21 protein-coding genes are annotated in these 21,314 nt (G+C 42.8%); 11 read left to right on the plus strand and 10 right to left on the minus strand.

Annotated features, from left to right (window positions below; all coding sequences use genetic code 11):
- Positions 1-304 precede the first annotated feature (304 nt).
- From V7K15_RS17880 to V7K15_RS17890, 3 genes are all read right to left on the minus strand, one after another.
- Complete coding sequence (locus V7K15_RS17880) at positions 305-1,384, minus strand: fatty acid desaturase (protein ID WP_334907243.1); 1,080 nt, start codon at positions 1,382-1,384, stop codon at positions 305-307.
- Between the two features lie 217 nt (positions 1,385-1,601).
- On the minus strand, positions 1,602-2,654 hold the full coding sequence (locus tag V7K15_RS17885) for a fatty acid desaturase (RefSeq protein WP_334907245.1): 1,053 nt from the start codon (positions 2,652-2,654) through the stop codon (positions 1,602-1,604).
- Positions 2,655-2,880: 226 nt separating this feature from the next.
- The gene (locus V7K15_RS17890; RefSeq protein WP_334907247.1) at positions 2,881-3,702 is read right to left on the minus strand and encodes an acyl-CoA desaturase; all 822 of its coding nucleotides are present in this window, start codon (positions 3,700-3,702) and stop codon (positions 2,881-2,883) included.
- A gap of 87 nt (positions 3,703-3,789) precedes the next feature.
- Between V7K15_RS17890 and V7K15_RS17895 the strand changes: the two genes are divergently transcribed.
- On the plus strand, positions 3,790-5,022 hold the full coding sequence (locus V7K15_RS17895; RefSeq protein ID WP_334907249.1) for a methionine gamma-lyase family protein: 1,233 nt from the start codon (positions 3,790-3,792) through the stop codon (positions 5,020-5,022).
- Positions 5,023-5,321: 299 nt separating this feature from the next.
- On the opposite strand, the gene V7K15_RS17900 is transcribed toward V7K15_RS17895, so the two are convergent.
- The 5 genes from V7K15_RS17900 to V7K15_RS17920 form a co-directional block, all read right to left on the minus strand.
- Positions 5,322-5,663, minus strand: coding sequence for a cupin domain-containing protein (locus V7K15_RS17900; protein ID WP_334907251.1), 342 nt, complete (start codon positions 5,661-5,663; stop codon positions 5,322-5,324).
- 7 nt (positions 5,664-5,670) lie between these two features.
- Positions 5,671-6,840, minus strand: a complete 1,170-nt coding sequence (locus V7K15_RS17905) for a zinc-dependent alcohol dehydrogenase (protein WP_334907253.1) — start codon at positions 6,838-6,840, stop codon at positions 5,671-5,673.
- 180 nt (positions 6,841-7,020) lie between these two features.
- Entirely contained in the window at positions 7,021-7,401 is a 381-nt protein-coding gene (locus tag V7K15_RS17910) for a hypothetical protein (protein ID WP_334907255.1), read from the minus strand.
- A gap of 300 nt (positions 7,402-7,701) precedes the next feature.
- The gene (locus tag V7K15_RS17915; RefSeq protein WP_334907257.1) at positions 7,702-8,400 is read right to left on the minus strand and encodes an SRPBCC family protein; all 699 of its coding nucleotides are present in this window, start codon (positions 8,398-8,400) and stop codon (positions 7,702-7,704) included.
- A 183-nt stretch (positions 8,401-8,583) separates the two neighbouring features.
- The gene (locus V7K15_RS17920; RefSeq protein ID WP_334907259.1) at positions 8,584-9,681 is read right to left on the minus strand and encodes a DJ-1/PfpI/YhbO family deglycase/protease; all 1,098 of its coding nucleotides are present in this window, start codon (positions 9,679-9,681) and stop codon (positions 8,584-8,586) included.
- Between the two features lie 355 nt (positions 9,682-10,036).
- Between V7K15_RS17920 and V7K15_RS17925 the strand changes: the two genes are divergently transcribed.
- The 3 genes from V7K15_RS17925 to V7K15_RS17935 all read left to right on the plus strand — a co-directional run bounded on the left by V7K15_RS17925 (position 10,037) and on the right by V7K15_RS17935 (position 12,547).
- Positions 10,037-10,435 (plus strand): DUF6335 family protein, encoded by a 399-nt coding sequence (locus V7K15_RS17925; protein ID WP_334907261.1) that lies wholly within the window; start codon positions 10,037-10,039, stop codon positions 10,433-10,435.
- 376 nt (positions 10,436-10,811) lie between these two features.
- Positions 10,812-11,303, plus strand: a complete 492-nt coding sequence (locus tag V7K15_RS17930) for an orange carotenoid protein N-terminal domain-containing protein (RefSeq protein ID WP_334907263.1) — start codon at positions 10,812-10,814, stop codon at positions 11,301-11,303.
- Positions 11,304-12,097: 794 nt separating this feature from the next.
- Positions 12,098-12,547: an orange carotenoid protein N-terminal domain-containing protein gene (locus V7K15_RS17935; RefSeq protein ID WP_334907265.1), complete on the plus strand. Its 450-nt coding sequence runs from the start codon at positions 12,098-12,100 to the stop codon at positions 12,545-12,547.
- Between the two features lie 276 nt (positions 12,548-12,823).
- Here the strand turns inward: V7K15_RS17935 and shc are convergent, their stop codons facing one another.
- On the minus strand, positions 12,824-14,740 hold the full coding sequence (gene shc / locus V7K15_RS17940) for a squalene--hopene cyclase (RefSeq protein ID WP_334907267.1): 1,917 nt from the start codon (positions 14,738-14,740) through the stop codon (positions 12,824-12,826).
- A 121-nt stretch (positions 14,741-14,861) separates the two neighbouring features.
- Between shc and V7K15_RS17945 the strand changes: the two genes are divergently transcribed.
- From V7K15_RS17945 to V7K15_RS17955, 3 genes are all read left to right on the plus strand, one after another.
- Positions 14,862-16,109 (plus strand): glycosyltransferase, encoded by a 1,248-nt coding sequence (locus V7K15_RS17945; RefSeq protein ID WP_334907269.1) that lies wholly within the window; start codon positions 14,862-14,864, stop codon positions 16,107-16,109.
- Between the two features lie 79 nt (positions 16,110-16,188).
- Positions 16,189-16,425 carry a hypothetical protein gene (locus tag V7K15_RS17950; RefSeq protein WP_334907271.1) on the plus strand — a complete coding sequence of 79 codons (237 nt, stop codon included), beginning with the start codon at positions 16,189-16,191 and terminating at the stop codon, positions 16,423-16,425.
- Complete coding sequence (locus tag V7K15_RS17955; protein ID WP_334907273.1) at positions 16,422-17,201, plus strand: nucleotidyl transferase AbiEii/AbiGii toxin family protein; 780 nt, start codon at positions 16,422-16,424, stop codon at positions 17,199-17,201. Before V7K15_RS17950 ends, V7K15_RS17955 begins: the two co-directional genes overlap by 4 nt.
- A gap of 20 nt (positions 17,202-17,221) precedes the next feature.
- Here V7K15_RS17955 and V7K15_RS17960 read toward each other — a convergent pair whose 3' ends face one another.
- Positions 17,222-17,572, minus strand: coding sequence for an ArsR/SmtB family transcription factor (locus V7K15_RS17960; protein WP_334907275.1), 351 nt, complete (start codon positions 17,570-17,572; stop codon positions 17,222-17,224).
- Positions 17,573-17,653: 81 nt separating this feature from the next.
- On the opposite strand from V7K15_RS17960, the gene trxA reads away from it, so the two are divergent.
- The 4 genes from trxA (at position 17,654) to V7K15_RS17980 (ending at position 21,233) form a co-directional block, all read left to right on the plus strand.
- Entirely contained in the window at positions 17,654-17,977 is a 324-nt protein-coding gene (gene trxA / locus V7K15_RS17965; protein WP_334907277.1) for a thioredoxin, read from the plus strand.
- Between the two features lie 96 nt (positions 17,978-18,073).
- Positions 18,074-18,868: an SDR family NAD(P)-dependent oxidoreductase gene (locus V7K15_RS17970; RefSeq protein WP_334907279.1), complete on the plus strand. Its 795-nt coding sequence runs from the start codon at positions 18,074-18,076 to the stop codon at positions 18,866-18,868.
- Positions 18,869-19,192: 324 nt separating this feature from the next.
- On the plus strand, positions 19,193-20,305 hold the full coding sequence (locus V7K15_RS17975; protein ID WP_334907282.1) for an alkene reductase: 1,113 nt from the start codon (positions 19,193-19,195) through the stop codon (positions 20,303-20,305).
- A 262-nt stretch (positions 20,306-20,567) separates the two neighbouring features.
- Complete coding sequence (locus V7K15_RS17980; protein WP_334907284.1) at positions 20,568-21,233, plus strand: nitroreductase family protein; 666 nt, start codon at positions 20,568-20,570, stop codon at positions 21,231-21,233.
- Positions 21,234-21,314: the final 81 nt, after the last annotated feature.

Raw genomic sequence — 21,314 nt, forward strand, 5'->3', positions numbered from 1 at the left:
CTTTATAAGGGGAGGGTTAGGGTGGGGTAAAAAATATTTGATACATCAATCATGACTTTTCAAACATCCTCTAAGGACGCTCAAATACTCACAGAGTTAGAAGCACTAATAATAGACATAGGAGTGAAAAAGAATTGTTTTGACGTAGCACTGCTACGTCAAAACAATGGTTCTGGGTAACGTATATTTAATTTCTGGAGATGTCTAATGTAATATGCGATCGCCCCTCAAAAGCTAAGTTGTCAGAAAGCATTGACAAAAATACCAGATTCCCGACTTTTTAAACAAGCCGGGAATCTGAATCTTAACCTTTAGCTAACTTATTCTGAGATGTGTAGTAAACCTTACTACCCTTATCAGGTACAAAATGGCAGCTGATAGATGAATTCCATAATGACTTCCAAATCGGTTCCTCCGATTTGTGGAAATACTCACCCATCACTGGTTTTATTGCCTCAGTTGCCTTCAGCAAATTGTAGTGAGGGATGTTAAGGAATATATGGTGAGCAACATGAGTACCGATATCATGATGGATATGATTGATCAAACCATAATTACGGTCAATGCTAGAAATTGCGCCTTTCAGGAAAGTCCAATCTTCTCCCCGATACCAGGGAAGCTCTGGCTCAGTGTGGTGCAAGAACGTCACCAAATCTAGCCAAATTATGAACACAATGTAGGGCACAGCGTAATATTTCAGCAACCACATCCAACCCCATTGGTAGGTAAAGAAACCTAGTAAACCTACCATGCCAATCAAAAGTACAGTACTAGTGATGATATCCCATTTTTCTGAGGGTTTGAAAAGCGAACTGCTGGGTAAAAAGTGGGAGCCTTCCTTATTAGGAGAACGCTTAAACAAATACAGAGGATAAGCCAATAGAAAAACATAATATCTGACTATCTTTTGGGATAAAGGCATCTCCTTGTATTGTGATTCTGTCACAGGATACCAGCTTTCATCGTTATCGATATTGCCAGTATTTTTATGATGAGTTCTGTGGCTAATCCGCCAACCATGATAAGGAACAAGTATTGGTGTGTGAGAAAGATGTCCAATCAAATCATTGAGCCATTTATGCTTAGAAAAAGATTGGTGTCCGCAGTCATGTCCGACTACAAACAAAGCCCAAAACATCGTTCCTTGCATTAACCAGAAAATCGGGAAGAAAAGCCAAGAATCCAGGTAATAAGCTACTGCATAAAGCAGACCAATAATCAAGATATCACGAAAGAAGTAAAAAAGTGATTTTGTCACATTCGGCTGAAAGCATTCAGCAGGAATGGCAGCTTTTAAATCCCCAAGTGTGAAAGGTAATTTAGTTGCATCCTCAGACGTTTCACAGCCAGGAGGATTATTGAACGTGATGGTATTTGATTGCACTGGATTCTTTTGTTAGATAGAAATCGGAACTTTATTTGAGAGAAGATCATCTCACCTCTATGATGCCCACGACAATAGCGATCGCTAACATACAAGAGGATAAATTCTGGCAATTTACCTAAAATTTTAGTCAGTCAAGAATTGCCAGATTCTATTTAAACACAGCATAAGAAACGCTCTCGTTGGTTCAAGAGCGTGAGTGTAATCACAGCGCTATTTATTGCTCTGTGTAATATTCGTTGAAAGTCTTATAACCAACATCAGTTGTGTACAGTTGACACTGATCTGTAATCTGCTTCATTAAAGACCAAGAAAACTGAGATTCATCATGCAGATAAGGCTGCCAATTTTCTTTGATACTGCTGTAAGCTAGCCGCAAATTATAAGAAGGAATCGCAGTGGAAATATGATGAGGGACATGAACATTGATATCGTGGCAGAGGATTTCTACCCAACGCGGATAATCGCAATGGATAGTGCCAAATAGCTGTGCTAGACCTTCATTCCACTTGTTCGCTGTCACAAAAGGAACATCTGCGGCAGTATGGTGAACAATAGTAAAAGTACTCATCCAAAAATGGTAAATCATCCAGGGCACTAGCCAAAACTTGACAAATCCCCAGATCCCAGTTGTGGCGATCAGAATCGGAAAAGCGATCGCTGCAAACACAACTACTACAGCCACAGAAAGCTTGATACTCGATTGGTCTTTAGTTTTGAAGTTCCGCCAATCAAAATGCACCACAGCCCAATGTCCAATGGAACCTACCCACCACAAGCGTTTACGCATGAACAGTTCAAAAGCAGACTGTCGGGTTTGATCCCAATTTTCAAACACTTGTGGTTGGATTGGATGCCAAGCGTTGTCCTCATCCAGTTTATTGGTATGAGTATGGTGATAATTATGCTTAATCCGCCAACTATGAAAGGGGTAAATTAACGGCATCATGAAGAAATGCCCCACCAAATCGTTTACCCAACGACGTTTGGCAAAAGACCTGTGACCACAATCATGGGCAATTACAAAAAAACCTGTTAAAGCAGTGCCCGTAAAAATCCAAGCTAGGGGCAAAAGAAACCAAGGAGTGATGCTTAGGCTGTAGTAGCCCAAGGCAACTGCCAAGACACTGATTATTACTTGTGTCCAAGCTTTGCGACGGTTTTGCTGAAAACATTCCCCTGGCAGGGTTTTGACAATATCTTTGAGCCTTAGGTCGGAATTACCAGGCTCGTCACTTACTTTCTGGCTGTTAATTATTGATGTAGTCATGAACACCTGAAAAACAACAAACTCCTCCACCAAGTCGCCAAAAAGCAACTTGCCTCAAAGATTCTTCACATTAGCGCTTCGGATTATAGCAATCTAAGCGACACAAGCGCACCCGTAAATAGACTTTTGAAAAGTTAGGAGTTATAAGTGATGAGTTATGAGTTAAAAAAGATAGACATCCTAACTCTTAACTCCTGTACAGACGCGATTAATCGCGTCTCTGCTCCTAACTAATTTTTGTTGGGGCCAACTTCACATTAGTAGCCAGACCAACTGCTTGTAGCAATTGAACAGTCATCCAAGTTAAATCGATTTCCCACCATTCCAGCCCATGACGCGCTGAGTATTGAAAGGCATGATGGTTATTATGCCAGCCTTCACCGAAAACTAGTACAGCTACCCACCAGCAATTAGCCGATTTATCACCAGAATCATAGCTCTGATAGCCAAATTTATGAGTAGCGCTGTTCACCAACCAAGTACAGTGGTAAACCCAGACAAGGCGAACAAAAATCCCCCAAAAAACAAACGGCCAGCCACCCAGAAGCAAAAGCAACACACCCAGAGCAACCTGGATCAAAATGAAATATTTTTCTAAAAACTGATAAAATGGGTCTTCGGCAATGTCTTTGGTGAAACGAGGAATTTCAGTGTGAGCGGGACAGTAGTGAAGCAGCCAATCCATGTGGCTCCACCAGAAGCCTTTATTAGAATCATGGGGATCAGCGTCAGTATCCGAGTGTAAATGATGGATACGATGTGTTCCTATCCACTCAATTGGGCCTCCTTGACAGGAGAGTGTCCCGAAGAAAACCAGGAGATATTCTAACCACTTGGGAGTTTGAAAACTGCGGTGGGTAACAAGGCGGTGAAATCCCAGAGTAACGCCTAAACCACCAGTCACCCAGTACAGGAAGAAACCCACACCAACTGCCGTCCAGCTAAAGTTACCAGGAGCAAAGGCAAACAAAGCGCCGATATGCAGTCCAATGAGAAATAGGGTATTAACCCAGTTAATTTGAGGTTTAGTCGAAGTAGCAATTGTCATGCAGTCACCTAAATTTGAATTTTCCAGCCTAGTCTGTGGGATTTAAAAATCCGCATATCTATATTTTTTTTTTGGAACGAGGAACTGATGAACAGCTTAGAACAGCTGCGGCAAGCAGAACAGGCACTCTTAGAAATTTTTTCTGGAATTGACACTCAGGTTAAGCATAATCTAAAACGAGTCCTGGATGCGTTTCGTAATCACCGTGTGGGGGCACACCACTTTGCTGGTGTAAGTGGCTACGGTCATGATGATTTAGGACGAGAAACTTTAGATAAAGTTTTTGCCGAAGTTATGGATGCCGAAGCGGCGGCGGTGCGAGTGCAGTTTGTTTCGGGAACTCATGCGATCGCCTGTGCTTTGTTTGGTGTCCTCCGTCCTGGAGATGAAATGTTAGCAGTAGTTGGTTCTCCCTACGATACGCTTGAAGAAGTCATTGGTTTACGGGGTCAAGGTCAAGGCTCCCTGATCGAGTTTGGCATAAATTACCGCCAATTGGAGCTAACTCCCCAAGGAACTATAGATTGGCAAGCTTTAAGTACTAGTCTAGCGGAAAACACGCGTTTAGTGTTAATTCAGCGTTCTTGTGGCTATTCTTGGCGTCCAAGTTTATCAATTGCTGATATTGAAAAAATCGTCCACTTAGTCAAACAGCAAAACCCGAATACCGTTTGCTTTGTGGATAACTGCTACGGCGAATTTATTGAAACCAGGGAACCTACAGCCGTAGGTGCTGATTTAATCGCAGGATCATTGATTAAAAATCCTGGTGGCACCATTGTCAGCGCTGGCGGTTATGTCGCCGGTCGCGCTGACTTAGTGGAAGCCGCCGCCTGTCGCCTGACTGCTCCCGGTATCGGTAGTTATGGCGGTGCTACTTTTGACCAAAATCGCCTGCTGTTCCAAGGCTTATTTCTGGCTCCGCAAATGGTCGGAGAGGCGATGAAAGGGACTTATCTTACTGGTTATGTATTTGATAAACTCGGTTATCCAGTTAATCCCGCTCCCCTGGCTCCCCGTGGGGATGTAATTCAGGCAATCAAACTCGGTTCTGCCGAAAAGCTAATTGCTTTCTGTAAAGCCATACAACAGCATTCTCCTATAGGTTCCTACTTAAACCCTGTTCCAGATGAAATGCCGGGGTATGAGAGCCTGGTAGTCATGGCTGGGGGAACCTTTATTGAAGGGAGTACTTTGGAATTATCAGCAGATGGGCCTTTGCGTGAACCGTATGTGGTTTATTGCCAGGGGGGAACTCATTGGACTCATGTGGCGATCGCCTTGGAGGCGGCGATCGATGCAGTCGGAAGTTTTGGCTAGAAACTATAGCATATATTCTGCACCGCATGAGGTTTATTGAGAAATTAATCGTATGCGATCGCATTATTTATGTTGCGACAAGTCCCAGGTGATTTTTATTTCTCCTCAATATCCGATCTGGTAGAGATTAGGATAAATTTAATTCCCTCCAAACTACTAAGATATCTTTCTCAGCCGCAAAACACAGTAAAAAGGGGAACAAAAATAAAAATGCTGTTCCCCTACGAACGCTCTATATTTTATGCAATTGAAAGCGGCTAAAAGTTTTTAGCGATCGCAAAATTTCAGATAACTGCAAATCAGTTTTCATCCCGTCCGTGGACTTGAGCCGGGGGACTGGTTGCTTCAACAGCCGTAAATGGTTCCAGGATTTTGTAGGTGTGGCTGGCTCCTTTGGGTACAACCCAAGAACTCCCAGGCTCTAGTAAAATCATTTGCCCTTCAATGTGCAATTGGGCACGACCATTAATTACATAACCAACTGTTTCATAGTCGCGCGAACTTGGCTCTTTGTCTTCGTTTGGTTGTTCGTCTTCCCAAAGACGCATGGCAACATTTTTGCCAGAAGCTAAATATTTTTGACCGAGTTTACCTTTAGGGGAATTGGTAGAATCAATTTTCGTAACGCTGGTGTCGCTCATAATGAAATTAGGGTTTGAGTACAACTTTGATACAGTTATCTTTCTTGTCGTTAAAAATTTCGTAGCCGTGGGGCGCTTGTTCTAGAGGCAAGCTGTGGCTGATGATAAATGTTGGATCAATTTCACCTTTTTGAACGTGTTCTAACAAAGGTTTTAGATACTTGTGGACGTGCGTTTGTCCCATTTTCAAGGTTAAGCCCTTGTTCATAGCAGCACCCATCGGCATTTTGTCTATAAAGCCACCGTACACACCCGGAATTGATACGTGACCACCTTTACGACAAGAAACAATTACTTGCCGTAATGCTGTTGGGCGATCTGTTTCTAGCCGCACCGCTTGCTTTACTTGGTCATATAATGCCATGAAATCTGTACCGTGGGCTTCCATTCCCACTGCATCAATGCAAGCATCAGGGCCACGACCGCCAGTCATTTCTTTGAGTGCTTCGCCAACATCCCCTTCTTCGTAGTTAAGGACTTCAGCTTTGCCCTGTTCTTTAGCCATTTGTAGGCGTTCGGGAACGCGATCAATCGCAATGACACGTTCTGCACCAAGAAGAAATGCGCTTTTAATAGCAAATTGTCCGACTGGGCCACAACCCCAAACGGCGACAATATCACCGGGTTGGATGTTGCAATTTTCGGCTGCCATATAGCCAGTGGGGAAAATATCTGTTAGAAATAGCACTTGCTCATCCGTCAAACCATCGGGAATTTTGAACAAGCCGACATCGGCAAATGGCACTCGTGCATACTCTGCTTGACCACCGGCATAACCGCCGAATAAATGAGAGAAGCCAAATAGACCTGCTGGTGAATGACCCATTTGCTTTTCTACTAACCAAGCATTGGGGTTAGAGTTATCGCACAGTGACCATAAATCCCGATTGCAGAAAAAGCAGCTACCGCAAGATATAGTGAAAGGAACAACGACGCGATCGCCTATTTTCACATTTTTAACTGCACTTCCTAGTTCTACAACTTCCCCCATGAATTCATGACCCAGGATGTCGCCCTTTTCCATTGAGGGGATGAAGCCGTTGTAAAGATGCAAATCAGAACCACAAATTGCCGTGGAAGTAATTTTAATAATGGCATCGCGTGGGTTGACAATTTTGGGGTCAGGAACTGTTTCTACCCGCACATCGTTTGCTCCATGCCAGCAAACTGCTTTCATAATTATTTAGTCCTTAGTGATGATTTCTAAATCGTTAATATCAAGATAAATACTGGATTTATCTGAAGCGGGAGACGCGATAATTATCGCGTCTCAGTAACTAATCAAATCTGGTTCAACAATGTATGACTCAGAAATTTAGATTCAAAATTTGCTAAAAGCCTAGCTTCTATCTCTCAGTTACTTGCTTGGAGCATTATGGTAATAACCCTCTTTATCTCCATTAAATGACCGAGCTTTGTCTCCTGCTTTCTTTTTTGCAGGATCAAAAAACTCTTTTGTAGCTTCAGGAGTTTTTTCATCCAAGTTTAGCTTTTCGCGGATCTGATCAGCAGCGCTTTTTAATTTATTCTTGGCATTGCTGATTTGGGTATCATTTCTAATTGCACCTTCGTCTGGTGTTCCTTTGTAATAAATACCCTCTGGAGTTTTAACAGTCTCAGCTTGGGCTACATTAGTGTAGCTAAAAGCTTGACCCAGTAAAAACATAAATCCTACGAGGAAAACTACAAGGATTTGGGAAATACGAATATTTCGCAGCGATGAAATTACTCGATTCATAAAAAGCCTCAATTGCATTATGTTGGGTGTACGATTCAAAAGACTGAATGACTATTCATCATTCAGGGTTTAAGAACAACTTTGATGCAGTTATCCTTTTTTTGTTGAAAAATTTGGTAGCCGTGGGGTGCTTGCTTTAAAGGCAAAGACCACGAGTCATATCTTTCAACGCTTCGCCAGCATTAACTTATTCGTTGTTAATGAATTTTGGCAAACTTTTCGCCATTTCCAGACGTTCAGGAAAGCGATCGCTATTGATCGCTTTTTTAACACCCATATCTGGCGTCATTGGGGAAATAACTACTTGCTTCCCCTTGATTGACCTTCGGTGGTGGCAATTTCGCCTGCTTCCATTAGCATCTTGAAGCGGCGCAATTCATCACCAATTTGCTGTTCTGGTTCTTCACCGAAAAGTTTAGCTACAGTAGCCCCCAATATCCCACCGGGCGGGTTATACTCCAAGACAATCTTCACTTCCGTACCGCGATCGCTTGGTGCCTTTTGGAAACGAACAAAACCAGAATTATCCACGTCTGCACCTTCTACAGAAGCCCAAGAAATAAACTCATTTTCCCGGTCTTCCAGAATTTCTGCATCCCATTCTACGCTGTTACCCAAGGGTGCATTCGCAATCCAGTGAGAACGTTTTTGGTCATGCACCTTTACAGATTTGAGATGCTTCATAAATGTGGGCAAATTCTCAAAGTTGTGCCAATAACGATACAGTTCATCTGCTGGTTTATTAATCGTTACCGTCTTTTCAACTTTGATGGGTTGGTTTATACCTATTGCTTCTTGTGCTTGTTGAATTGTACTTTGTTTAGTTGCACCTTGATAGATCAAACCGCCACCAGCTAAAGCCGTCAGCACTCCCCGCAATGAACCTTGCTTTAAACCCATCAGCACCATAGCACCGCCACCAATGAGAGATGACCAACGCTCTACTTCACTAGCTTCAGGCTGACCTGTATTTAGTTTATCCCCTGATGTTGAAGCCACTTTTTTAGTTCTCCATCCTATTAAATTAACTACAGAGGCACAAATAATCTCTACGAACCGCAGAGGCGCAGAGGACACGGAGAAATCAGAGTTTCAGAGATATTTTCCGTAAGCTCTTTTGATATTTATATCGTCTGCTATACTAGCCACTACGTATAGCTCTGGTTATGTTCAGAAAAATCTTTACATTGACACAGAAGCGCCTGTAGTCGGCTTAGGAGGCTGAATCTCAGTGCCTATCCGCGCCCGATATACTTTTAGCAATCGTTGTTCGGATTTCAATAAATCCTGGTAAATTTCTTTGAAAATAGCAGTTGTTACCGGGTCAGTGTACATTGCACACAAATTGCCAATATCGCCGATACCAGTTTGCACATCCCCCAAAGCCGAACGTAACTGATAGATGTCATCACTTCCGGTAAAGGCAGTTTTTACCTTGGCATACTGATTGGCAATATTTGCCGCTAAAGAGGGTTTTTCGCCTAATCGGTGGAGATAGGTTTCTAGTTTGTGAATGTGGCGCTGTTTATTAGCAATGATTTCTTGAAAGACTGATTTTCCTTCGCTATCTGATTCCTTTTCCAAGTACTTCTCAAATGCTTCTAGCGAATAACGTTCACCACTAAGGGCAGTATTTAAACCTTTGCTGAGATCACCTTTGGTTGAGCCACCCCAAGCATCGGCCAGCTTCCACCATTCAGCACTTGTGTCTTTCTCATTTGGTAATGCAGCATCTTTGCCACCGTAACCCAAACGGCTTAAAATAGCGGTGGTGAAAATTGCCAAGTCTCCGGGTTCACGAGATGTGATCAAATTACCATCAACTACTAGCGGCTCATCTAGATAATTTGCACCAGCGTTAATGATGTCTTTGGCAATAGCGCTAAAGCCAGTAATTTGTTTACCTTTGAGTAAGTCGCCTTCAATTAAAACTTGTGGCCCGTGGCAAACCGCAGCTACCAATTTTCCTTGTTGTATAGCATCTTGTACGAAGCTTACTGTGTTAGGGTTCCGCCGCATTTGATCGGGAGCCATCCCCCCAGGAATCACTACCGCATCGAATTCGGCTGCGATCGCTTCTGTCGTAGTACCATCTGCTTGTACGCTGAGTTTGCCCTGTTTACCCTTATATTTTTCATTCATTCGGGAACCCAGGACTACTACCTCCATTCCTGCTTGTTTTAATCCATTATAAGGAACTGTAAATTCTGCATCCTCTACTCCCTGTTCAATGAGGATGGCAACTTTTTTCTTACTGGAATGATTGTTATGGTCAGTCATAAATGGTATTACCTGTTTATTTCTAGTATTTAACTAGCTATAATATTCATCGATTAGGACAGTTAAACAGCCAGAATTTTTCGCTGGAAATTTTGATTTTGGCTCAATGATAAAAAATAGTTATGAGTAAAAAGTTGGTTAATGAATAATTTAGCTTTGATTACCCTTAACTCCTAACTAAAAACTTGAACTAGAAGTTTTTTTTTCCATGATTTCTCCAATAGTATGACGCGATCGCGAGTTATGCTTCGTTCCAAGGGGATAGATTATTTTATTTCTAAAGCTATACCTCTCTAGTTAGACAAATTGTTGACAGGAAAACGTTATTGTGAGAAGGCAGAAAAGGGCTAGTATCATGGTAGAAAAAAATCATCACGACGAAATTAAAACCAATGATTTGCCACAAGAGATTACCGAATCCTACGGTACTGGTGTGAAAGACTTGTCGGGATACAATATTGGTGGGCGCTCAACGGGAGCAGAAAGACAGCAGTACACAGAAACTAGTCCGGAATTCACTACTGGGGATGTTGATACTTCTTGGCAAGATGCAGATGCAGTTGGGGATGAAGCTGTTGGTGGTAGTACTTCCACTCCCGATCAAAATGTAACTGAGGAGCTAGAAGCAGCCGTAGGGCTAGAAATGGCTGACTCGGAGTTTCTGCATACTAACGATATTTTAGAGGAACGTGACGGCGATCGCTGGGAGTTAGATCCAAAGTCTTCTGAAGATTATCAAGATCGGGGAGAATAAGCCAAATAAAAGCAGAAGCCGTATTCCTACTGTATTATTCACAAATTAATGTCGCTAACTTGGACAGTGCTTATAAAAGCACTGTCACATTAAAATTAACATCTATCCACCGAAATACTTCCTGAAAATCTCTTAACCTTGTAGTATTCCAATTGCCAACTCCTTCACCTTGGCAAGCATGATTTTGGCTTTTGATGTCAGGTGCTTATCTAACCGTAATCTTTTGAATGCAGGAATATACCCCAACCGATTTATATTCTGTTTCTAATTGTTCTTCTTTACGATTGCAATACATCTGTCTTCAGTAGGGTAAAATGGCAAATGTAAATTTGATAACGTCTTTAAGAATACTGATAAATTGCAATTGGAGTTAATAATGACATACACGCAAACTAACGATCCAACTATTCATGAACATGTTCAAGCTTGGCAAAAGTTGGATGTAGATCAACAACTGGCTTTGTTTTGGTTCATTTACAAAGAAATGGGGGGTTCAATTACTCCAGCCGCCCCTGGTGCTAGCACTGCCTCCCCAGAAATAGCTGAAGGTTTATTTAATCAAGTTAAGGAATTATCTCACGAACAACAATTACAAGTTCAGCGTGATTTGATTAATAAAGTCGATACCCTAATTTCTCGTGAATTTGGCTCTTTGGGTGATACCACCAAGCTACTATTTTGGTATCGATTATCTCAAGGGATGGAAAATGGCACAATCATTCCTATGCCTGATGATTATCAACTTTCTTCAGAATCTCAAGCATTGTTTGGCAGAATTCAAGGATTAGAATTTGAGCAACAGATTACTCTTTTCCGTGATTATGTTTCGCCAATGGGTGCTGAAGCAAAAGCAGGTGCTGAAATTTAGCAATTTTGAACTTTTCTAGTCTGTTATAGCAAGTTCCTTAGGTTGTAGTAAAAGGATTCCGAAATTAGAATTTCTTTACTCTCCAGCAGATTTTCCCAACTAGGTGATTGGTATTAGCGTTGCGTTAGCAAGTTTTGCCTCCTATACGCAGCGTCGTATTCAGGAGAAAGGTAAGGATCTTATACCCATTTCTACCTATTCTCTTAAAGTTTGCTATGTCCGCCAGTCACTTAATATGAAGCTAAATTTTGATGACTGGCATCTTTATTTTGTGTTGATAAATAAACACAAAATAATTAATTTACAATAATTTATTATAGCTGATAAATATGTCTCAGTTTTTAATACTTTAAATAGAGGCGATCGCAAACAGTCTTCAGAGTTATTTAATCAATTCTGGGTATTTAAGTTGCTTAAGCTTCTAATAAGACGTTCGGCGAGCGCTCAGTCGAGTCGCGGCAAATTTTGTAGCGGGGTATAAATCCCTGTTAAAAAACTTAATTACGAATTACGAATTAGAAATTATTTTAATACTCCAGCTATGATACAATACCCACTAATGTAATCGGTACATTACTAATACAAATTCCGGCAAATTTAATTAATAAAAGTTCATGGCTGATACCTAAAATGACAGCTATTTGCTTTGCGTTAATTATTACCAGCAGAACAGATTTACCAGAATGAAGTGATGTTCCCTGGTTCTGTTTTCAAGCAAAGCAATAGTCGAACTGGCTCAAGGCAGGATTACAATTTTCACTCGATAATTTTTAGTTAATTACTTTGAGGTGTTTATGACTTCTACGAACGTAAATTTTTTAGAACAAAGTGTATCAAAATTTCAGAGTTTGGATATAGACGATCGCTTGACGGTTCTAGAGTTACTGTATACTGAAATTGGTGATGCAATTCCAGCGATCGCTCTCAATGATGTCCCAAATCAAAAGAGTGCAACTTTAGTTGCACAAATTCAAAACTTACCACAGTCAGAACAGCTTTTAGCTTTGCGTCAGTTGCTAAACCCAGATGAAGCAGGAGAAACAGCAATTCATACTCAAGAGTATGCTTCAATGAGCGCTGACGATAAATTGGCTTTTTGGTATCAGCTCGCCCAAAATTTAAAAACTTCAATCATTGCTGTACCAAATGATTATATGCCTTCTGAAGAAGCTACAGAAGTAGTAGATTTACTTCACACACCGAACATTGAGGATTTAGTGACTTTCTTCAAGCAGGTGCTGTAACAGTTTTGAATCAAGAATCGGAGCTGGGGCTATGCCTCACCTTTATTTTTACAGCAATTTTCAGGTAAATAGACCACGCCTTACGGGTACAGCATTGCTGTGCGTGCACAACAGTGGAAAAGCCCATGAAAAACCTAACCCCCTAACCCCCTTCCCTACCAGGGAAGGGGGAAAATTCAAAGTCTCTCTCCTTCTAGGAGAGAGATTTAGAGAGAGGTTTTCCAGATAAGAGTGAAAAGTCAGATTGGTTGTTTCCCACAGTGTATTGCATCCAAACTAATTTTCTCTAATTACTCTTTGATAGCGACCTAAAGCGATTAAAGGAAAGTATTGTTGATACATATGATACTTGAGATAAAAATGGCAAGGGAAGCCAGTACCTGTAAAGTCTGCCTCAAACCAAGTACCATCAGGCTGTTGAGTTGCCACTAGGTAGCCAACTCCCCGCTCAATAGCCTCAAGCGCTAATTTACCTATTGCTTCACCTGCTGCTATTAGCCCAATTAAAGCCCAAGCAGTTTGAGATGCAGTACTATTTCCTTTTCCTTTGAGACTGGGATCATCATAGCTGCGGCAAGTCTCACCCCAACCCCCATCTGGGTTTTGACATCCAACTAACCAAGCTGCTCCCCGTTCTATACTGAGTTTATGCCTTTGAGGATCAATTAAGGCCAAAGCTGAGAGGACGCTACTTGTACCGTAGATATAATTTACACCCCAACGACCAAACCAACAGCCTTCAGTTTCTTGTTCGCGCAGAAGATAAGTAAGCGATCGCTCTAAATTATAACTATCTATTGACAGGTTACAAGCACCAAGCATTTCTACGACTCTAGCCGTAACATCTGCGGTGTTTGGATCAATCATCGCTTTCAAGTCTCCATAGGGGATGGAGTTAAGCCAATCCTGATCGTTATCTAAATCAAAAGCAGCCCACCCGCCTGGTTTACATTGCATAGATGCAATCCAGTTTAAGGCACGAGCGATCGCTGCCTGCTTAATTTTTTCATTAGGAAGTTTTGCAACATCCAGAGCCATCACCACCACAGCTGAGTCGTCTACATCAGGATAAAAGCAATTGTCAAACTCAAAAGCCCAAGCCCCTGGTTTTCCCTGGCGATTTTTGACAGCCCAATCACCGTAGTCTAAAATTTGTTTTTGCAACAACCATTCTCCAGCCTTTACCACAGCTGGATGATCTGGTGCGAAACCAGATTCTACCAAAGCACGTATCACCCAAGCAGTATCCCAGACGGGTGAAACACAAGGTTGTACGCGGTAGCTATCCTCTGTTTCAATGGCAAAGTTATCAATTGCTTGCAAACCTCGTTCCACAATCGGGTCGCTTGGGTTATAATCCAGACAGCGCAAAGCTAGCATTGAATTCAACATCGCCGGAATAATGCCGCCCCAGTCGCCTGTAGCTTCTTGGCGCTCTAAAATCCATTTTTCGGCGGCTTTGATGCCTTCTTCACGGAAGGGTACTAAATTCAGGCGTTCTGCCAACTTGAACCCCTGATCGAGCGTCAGGAATAAATCTGTCCAATCGCCACTTTGGGGTAATTCCCACCGCACTTGCTCAACACCTTCAACGTATAGTTCATCTAGGTTGATAGTTGGATCGGTGATAAAAACAGGTTTGCGATCGCATACAATCAGCAGTGGCACAGTACTGGAACGCGCCCAGCTAGACATTTCGTAGATATTCACAGGGAAAGCTTTTGGCAACAGCATCACCCAAGCTGGTAGTGAGGGAATACCGCGCCAGTTGTAGCAGCCAATTAAAGCTAAGTGCAACTTGGTAAAAATCCGAGTCTTGCTGATACCACCCCGTTGGAGAATAAAAGCTTGCGCTCGAATCATCGCCGCATCGTTTGCTGGTACACCTAGCAGCCTCAGCGCCATGTAAGCTTCAACTGAAGTGCTAAGTTCTCCGCCATCACCGTAGAAAAGTTCCCAGCCGCCATGCTGCCGTTGCTCTTGACGCAGATATGCTTCAACTTTGTCTAAAGGTCTTGTTTGGTCTGTTCCCCAAATTTTATGCAGGAGGACGACTTCAGCAGTGATGGTGACATTAGATTCTAACTCTCCCCACCAGTAACCTGCGGGATTTTGAATCGAAAGCAGATATTCTTGACTAGCTGCGATCGCTGTTGCAACTTGATTGACTTTTACCCTGTCTTGTGTTTGCATCAAATAATATTTAACCTCAACACCCAACACTAGCTATGAACACGGCACTACAGTAAAAAAATTTTTACTCTAACAGTAGACATAGTATTCTGTCTGAGTTACTGAGAATTTGCAATAGGTCATGGATGTAATTGTATTAGGATTGATGCTTTTATCCTTAACAATTTGGTTGGGGTTACTGTGTTTTCGGGGACAGTTTTGGCGGACAGACCAGCAATTAGAGGTAGAGACGTTGTATACAACGTCTCTACAATCGTTACCTGTGGTTTGTGCGGTGGTTCCAGCTCGTAACGAAGCTGAGTTGATATCAGTCAGCTTGCGATCGCTTCTACTTCAAGATTATCCTGGTTCTTTCAACGTATTTTTGGTAGACGATCGCAGCACAGACCGGACAGCAAATTTTGCCGAAGGGGTTGCACACGCTGTAGGTAAACCCCAGCAATTGCATATTATCACTGGTGAAACATTACCTCCTGGTTGGTCGGGCAAACTTTGGGCAGTTGAGCAAGGTATAAATAGTGCGAGTTTATTTGCACCTGACTATTATTTGCTGACTGACGCAGATATCGAACATGATCCTAGTAATCTTCGCCGACTCGTTGCTAAAGCTGTGCAGGAAGATTTAGACTTGGTTTCTGTAATGGTGCGACTCAGATGTGAAAGCTTTTGGGAAAAACTTTTGATTCCAGCTTTCGTCTTTTTCTTCCAAAAACTCTATCCCTTTCGTTGGGTGAATAATCCCAACAATCCCACAGCCGCCGCCGCAGGGGGATCTATTCTGATCGCCCGTGAAGCTTTAGAGCGAATCGGTGGTATTCAAGTCATTCGCCAAGCTTTAATTGATGATTGCGCTCTTGCTGAGGCTGTTAAGAGGAGTGGGGGAGTGGGCGATAAGGGGACAAGCCCAATCCCCAGTCAAGGGCGTATTTGGATAGGATTGAGTACTTTAACTTGCAGTTTGCGTCCCTATGATTCGCTGGCGACGATTTGGGATATGGTTGCCCGTACTGCCTATACCCAACTGAATTATTCTCCATTACTACTATTGGGAACTTTGGTGGGAATGCCTCTGATTTATCTAGTTCCCCCTGTGTCTGTAATTCTGGGTGCAGTTTGGGGCAATTGGGCGATGTCTGGCGACAAGACGCATTACGTCTACGCATTTACAGGTTTATTAGGATGGCTGTTAATGACTTTCGCTTACTACCCGACGATCCGCTTTTATAAATGTTCTCCTTGGTTAGCATTTAGTTTACCAGCGATCGCTTTTCTCTATACCCTGATGACTCTAGACTCAGCACTACGTCACTGGCAAGGGCGCGGCGGCGCTTGGAAAGGAAGAGTTTATCACAGTTCGGATAATTTATAGTTATAATAAAATTTAATTTCAAAGTTGCTAGTGCTAATCTAAAATTAAAGTAAGCCTAAAGTGGTTGATTAAAAGAGTTATGACAACCGCAACACCAAGAATTAATCCTGTTACTGTTCCCAAAAAGCTGCCTTTTCTAGAGTCAATTTGTTGGCAGACCGCTGATGTATATCGCTTTACTTCAGAAGAAATGCTGAGTCGCTATGAACGTGGTTGGCAATATCACAATATATTCAATAATCTTGAGGGTGAAGAACTTAATTTTCTTCAGGAACTTGCCAGACGCTATAAATCTTGGTTGCAAGTTTCTTTATGACCTTCAGGTTAGAACATCATAATCAAATTCTCACAGTTCTTGAATCCTTAGATTCCGATATACTTACGAAGGGTTCTGCTTACTTCGGTGGCGGAAGCCTTCTGGCATTTGAGTTTGAAGAATATCGCTGGAGTAAGGACGTTGATTTTATCGCTTCTGTTGGTACAGAAGGCTACAAGTACTTGCGTACACTGGTATTTGATGGTGGGCATGAAGCATTATTTCGGGATTTAAGTAAAATCCAAGTTGGACGTAGCACAACTGACCAATATGGAATTCGGATGATAGTTTTTGTAGATGATCTGCCGATTAAAACGGAAATTATTGCTGAAACTCGTTTTCAACTAGACCCACCAAGATATCTAAAGTGGTCACCTGTTCCCTGCTTAAGCTTCAATGACTGTTTTACGTCTAAGCTGCTGTCAAATTCTGACCGTTACGCAGATGACAGCGTTGAGGCAAGAGATTTAATTGATTTAGCAATTCTCCGGGTGCAATCTCCAATCCCTGAAGTATCAATTGAGAAGGCTGAAAAAGCATATCAGGTTATGCGCCCTTTGAAAAGAGCGGTCGAACTATTCCAGGGAAGACCAGATTACAGAGAGAAATGCTTTCTCGGTCTGCAAGTTGATCAAGCTCAGATACCCAAAATTATCGACGGAATTGATTTGCTATCTATGGATTTAGGCTTATCTCACACTCCAAGGGCTTTTCGAGAACAACATGATATCTTTGCTGATTTAGAAACACAATTTGAAAAACGAGAAGATTCTTAAACAATTCATGCCCAATGCCCCTAAATCATTGAAGCTGTTTGTTTAGTAGTGGCGGGTTCAACAGGCAATGGTCGAGCGGCTTTCAATACCGCATCCAGCAACCCTGGAAACAGCACCTCCAAATCTTCACGCCGCAGGATGTTAATGTGATGTGTCCCGGATTTCCGTGTCAAGACTATCCCCGACTGCCGCAAAATCTTGAAGTGATTGGACATGGTAGATTTAGCGATCGCAAAATCAAACCTCGCACAGCATTGTTCCCCCTCAGTCGCCAGCAGCCGCACAATCTCTAGCCGCACTGGATCGCCCAATGCATACAGCACTCCCGGTAAAGAAATATTTTTTCGATCTGGATGATAAAGAAATCTCATACTTGCATTATCTCATCAGGTGGCATATATTTTTATTATTCGATATTATCGAATTATAGAATTAATTAGGAAGGCAATTTTATGTCATCCATTACAAATGTCACAGAAGCCACATTCAAGCAAGAAGTCTTGGAAAGTGAAATTCCGGTCTTAGTGGACTTTTGGGCGCCGTGGTGCGGCCCTTGCCGGATGGTTGGACCAGTCGTCGATGAAGTTGCTGCTGAATATGACGGACAGGTGAAATTTGTGAAGTTGAACACAGATCAAAATCCTACTGTCGCTAGCCACTATGGAATTCGTAGCATTCCGACGCTGATGGTTTTTAAGGGAGGTCGGCAGGTTGATACTGTCGTTGGGGCAGTCCCAAAAACCACCTTGAATAAGACCTTAGCACAGCATCTTTAATTTAAGTTAAAGGCATGGGGCATTGGGCATTGGGAAAACTCTTTCCCAGTCCCCAGTCCCAGAGCATTTTGTTTTAATTAAGGGGGAAAGAGTGAAATGGACTTGAAATTGCATGGTAAATCCGCGCTGGTGAGTGGCTCAACCGCAGGTATTGGTTTTGCGATCGCCCTGGGGCTAGCTCAAGAGGGTGCATCAGTGATTGTCAACGGTCGGTCTGAAGAACGAGTAGCAGATGCGATCGCTAAAATTAAGCAAAGTACACCCGACGCGAAAGTTTCTGGTGTTGTTGCTGAGGTCGGCACTGCATCAGGGGTAGAGCAACTCGTTCAAAAAGTTCCTCACGTTGATATTCTTATAAACAATGTCGGTATTTACGAGCCAAAAACCTTCTTTGATATTACTGATGAAGACTGGTTAAAGATATTTGAGGTTAACGTCCTCAGTGGAGTCCGTTTGAGTCGGCAATATCTGCAAAAGCAGCTAGAGCAAAACTGGGGGCGGATAATTTTTATCTCCAGCGAATCTGGCGTTCAAATCCCGGTGGAAATGATTCACTATGGCACCACTAAGACAGCCCAACTTGCCATTGCACGAGGTCTAGCAGAAATGACTGTCGGGACTGGAGTCACGGTAAACTCTGTCCTACCAGGGCCAACCCGTTCAGAAGGAGTTGAAGATTTTATCACCAAGTTGGCGCAAGAACGCGGTATTAGTGTCGGTGAAGTTGAAGCTGAGTTTTTTCAAAATGTGCGTCCAACTTCCCTAATTAAACGCTTTGCAACTAATGAAGAAGTAGCAGCGATCGTAGTTTACCTTTCTAGTCCCGTAGCATCAGCAACTAATGGTGCAGCTTTGCGGGTAGATGGTGGCGTTATTCGGTCGATTGTTTAGTATTTGAACCACACACATCTGTTGTAGGGGCACAGCAATGCTCATGGGTGTCAACTTAGAACCAGGGCGAATAGAATTCGCGGCTATACAAACTCTCGTCCACCTCCGTGGACTAATACAAAATCAAGGATTCTCTTAACCCAAGAAGGCGGTCACTGAGCTTGTCGTTGGCGCAGCCTCTCGTAGAGAAGTGTGGTTAAAGCCTCGTGTAGACGCGGTTTTTAACCGCCCTTTTAACGAGCAATGCTGTATCCCTACCGCGTGGTCTATTTAATCTCAGATGTGGGGTTGCGAATTTTGAATTTTGAATTGGAGTAAAGCGACATGACTACTGATATCAACTTATTCTCTCCTTACCAATTGGGGAATCTGGAACTACCTAACCGGATAGTGATGGCACCCTTAACCCGAAACAGGGCTAGTCAGGGAAACGTACCCTACCAACTTAATGCTACCTACTACGCCCAACGTGCTTCCGCCGGACTGATTATTTCCGAAGCAACACAGGTAACTCCTGAAGGACAGGGCTATCCCGCTACACCAGGAATTCATTCACCAGAACAGGTGGAGGGATGGAAGTTAGTAACCGATGCTGTACATCAGCAGGGAGGGAGAATTTTTATGCAACTATGGCATGTAGGCAGGGTTTCCCACCCTGACTTACAACCTGATGGAGCTTTACCTGTGGCACCTTCTGCTATTCCTCCTAAAGGTGAAGCTGCAACTTATCAGGGGCCAAAACCCTTTGTTACTCCCCGTGCTTTAGAAACTTCCGAAATACCGCAGATAGTCGAACAGTACCGTCAAGGAGCAGCAAATGCCCTAGAGGCTGGGTTTGATGGGGTGGAAATTCACGCAGCTAATGGTTATTTAATAGATCAGTTTCTCCGCGATCGCACCAATCAACGTACAGATAAATATGGGGGCAACATTGAAAATCGTGCCCGATTCCTGTTGGAGGTGACAGAGGCGATAACTAGTGTGTGGGATTCTGACCGAGTAGGAGTACGTCTTTCTCCCAGTGGGACTTTTAACGATATAGGTGACTCCAACCCTCTGGAGATATTCGGTTATGCGGCTCAAGCTTTGAACCAATTTAATTTGGCATATCTGCATATTTTTGAGGCAACAGAGGCAGACATCAGACATGGCGGGATAATTGTACCCACTAGTCATCTACGCGATCGCTTTACAGGTACACTCATCGTCAATGGTGGTTATACCCGTGAAAAAGGCGATGCGGTACTGGCAAACAAAGCAGCAGATTTAGTTGCCTTTGGCACATTATTTATATCAAATCCAGATTTACCCCGACGCTTGGCTTTGAATGCACCACTAAATCAAGCAAATCAAGCAAGCTTTTATGGTGGCGATGAAAAGGGATATACAGACTATCCATTTTGGTCAACTGCTAACGAGCCGGTAGCTAAGGCGTAATTCATAATTCGTAATTCGTAATTCGTAATTATGACTTTACGACTGTTCGTTGCGCGTTTGGTAGGCTAGTTGTTTGTTCTGAAACAAGGTAATAATTTTTATTTTTGTTTGATGAATAAATACATTTGCTTGTACCCTAATTACGTTAAAGCATCGGTAGCGAGTCCGTGTATCCCTACAATACAAGTAAGCTACGCGCAGCATCTCGTAGAGAGCGTCATTACGAATTATTTGGTCATAACTTAACTATCAGGAGAATCTCATGAGTTCCATCACTCAAACTCAACCTTTAGATGTACCTAGTGCGATCGCTAAACGCCGTGCAATCAAAACTTTTAAAACAGACCCCATTGCCCCAGAACTGCTCAAGCAACTGGTAGAGTTAACCGTGGCTGCACCCAGCAGCTATAATCTCCAGGACTGGCAAATTATTCTTGTGCAAGATGAAGCGCAAAAGGCAGCATTGTCAGCAGCATCTTTTAATCAACAGCAAATAGTTCAAGCACCTGTAACCTTTGTGTTTGCCGCCGATCCTAACGCAGGCGAACAAAACTTGACTCCGATTCTGGAGCAGGGACTTCAGACTGGAGCATGGAATGAAGGCACTGTCAACTACTTTAAAAGTGCCGTCCCCCAATTTCAAGCTGGGCTAGGCGACAAGCGACGCGAGTATGCCATTAAAGATGCCATCATTGCGGCTACCCATTTGGTGTTAGCAGCAGAAAGTCTGGGTTTATCTACCTGTTTTATGAATGGTTGGCTTGAAGACAAGGTGAAAGAAGTAATTGGTGCAACAGATAATTCAGATTTAGCGATCGCTGTTTTAGTACCTGTTGGCTATGCAGCAGAAGCACGCTTAAATCCAGGTCGTTTGCCATTCTCCTCAAACGTCTCTGTAGACAGAATCGGTAATCCTTATGCAGGGTAAGGGTAGTTTTCTGTGACATACTCCCACACTGTATGCAAGCATACAGTGTGGGCTTCTCAGCGACTCCCGGTATCCCGTCGG

The sequence above is a fragment of the Nostoc sp. genome, from assembly GCF_036919815.1.
GTDB lineage: Bacteria > Cyanobacteriota > Cyanobacteriia > Cyanobacteriales > Nostocaceae > Nostoc.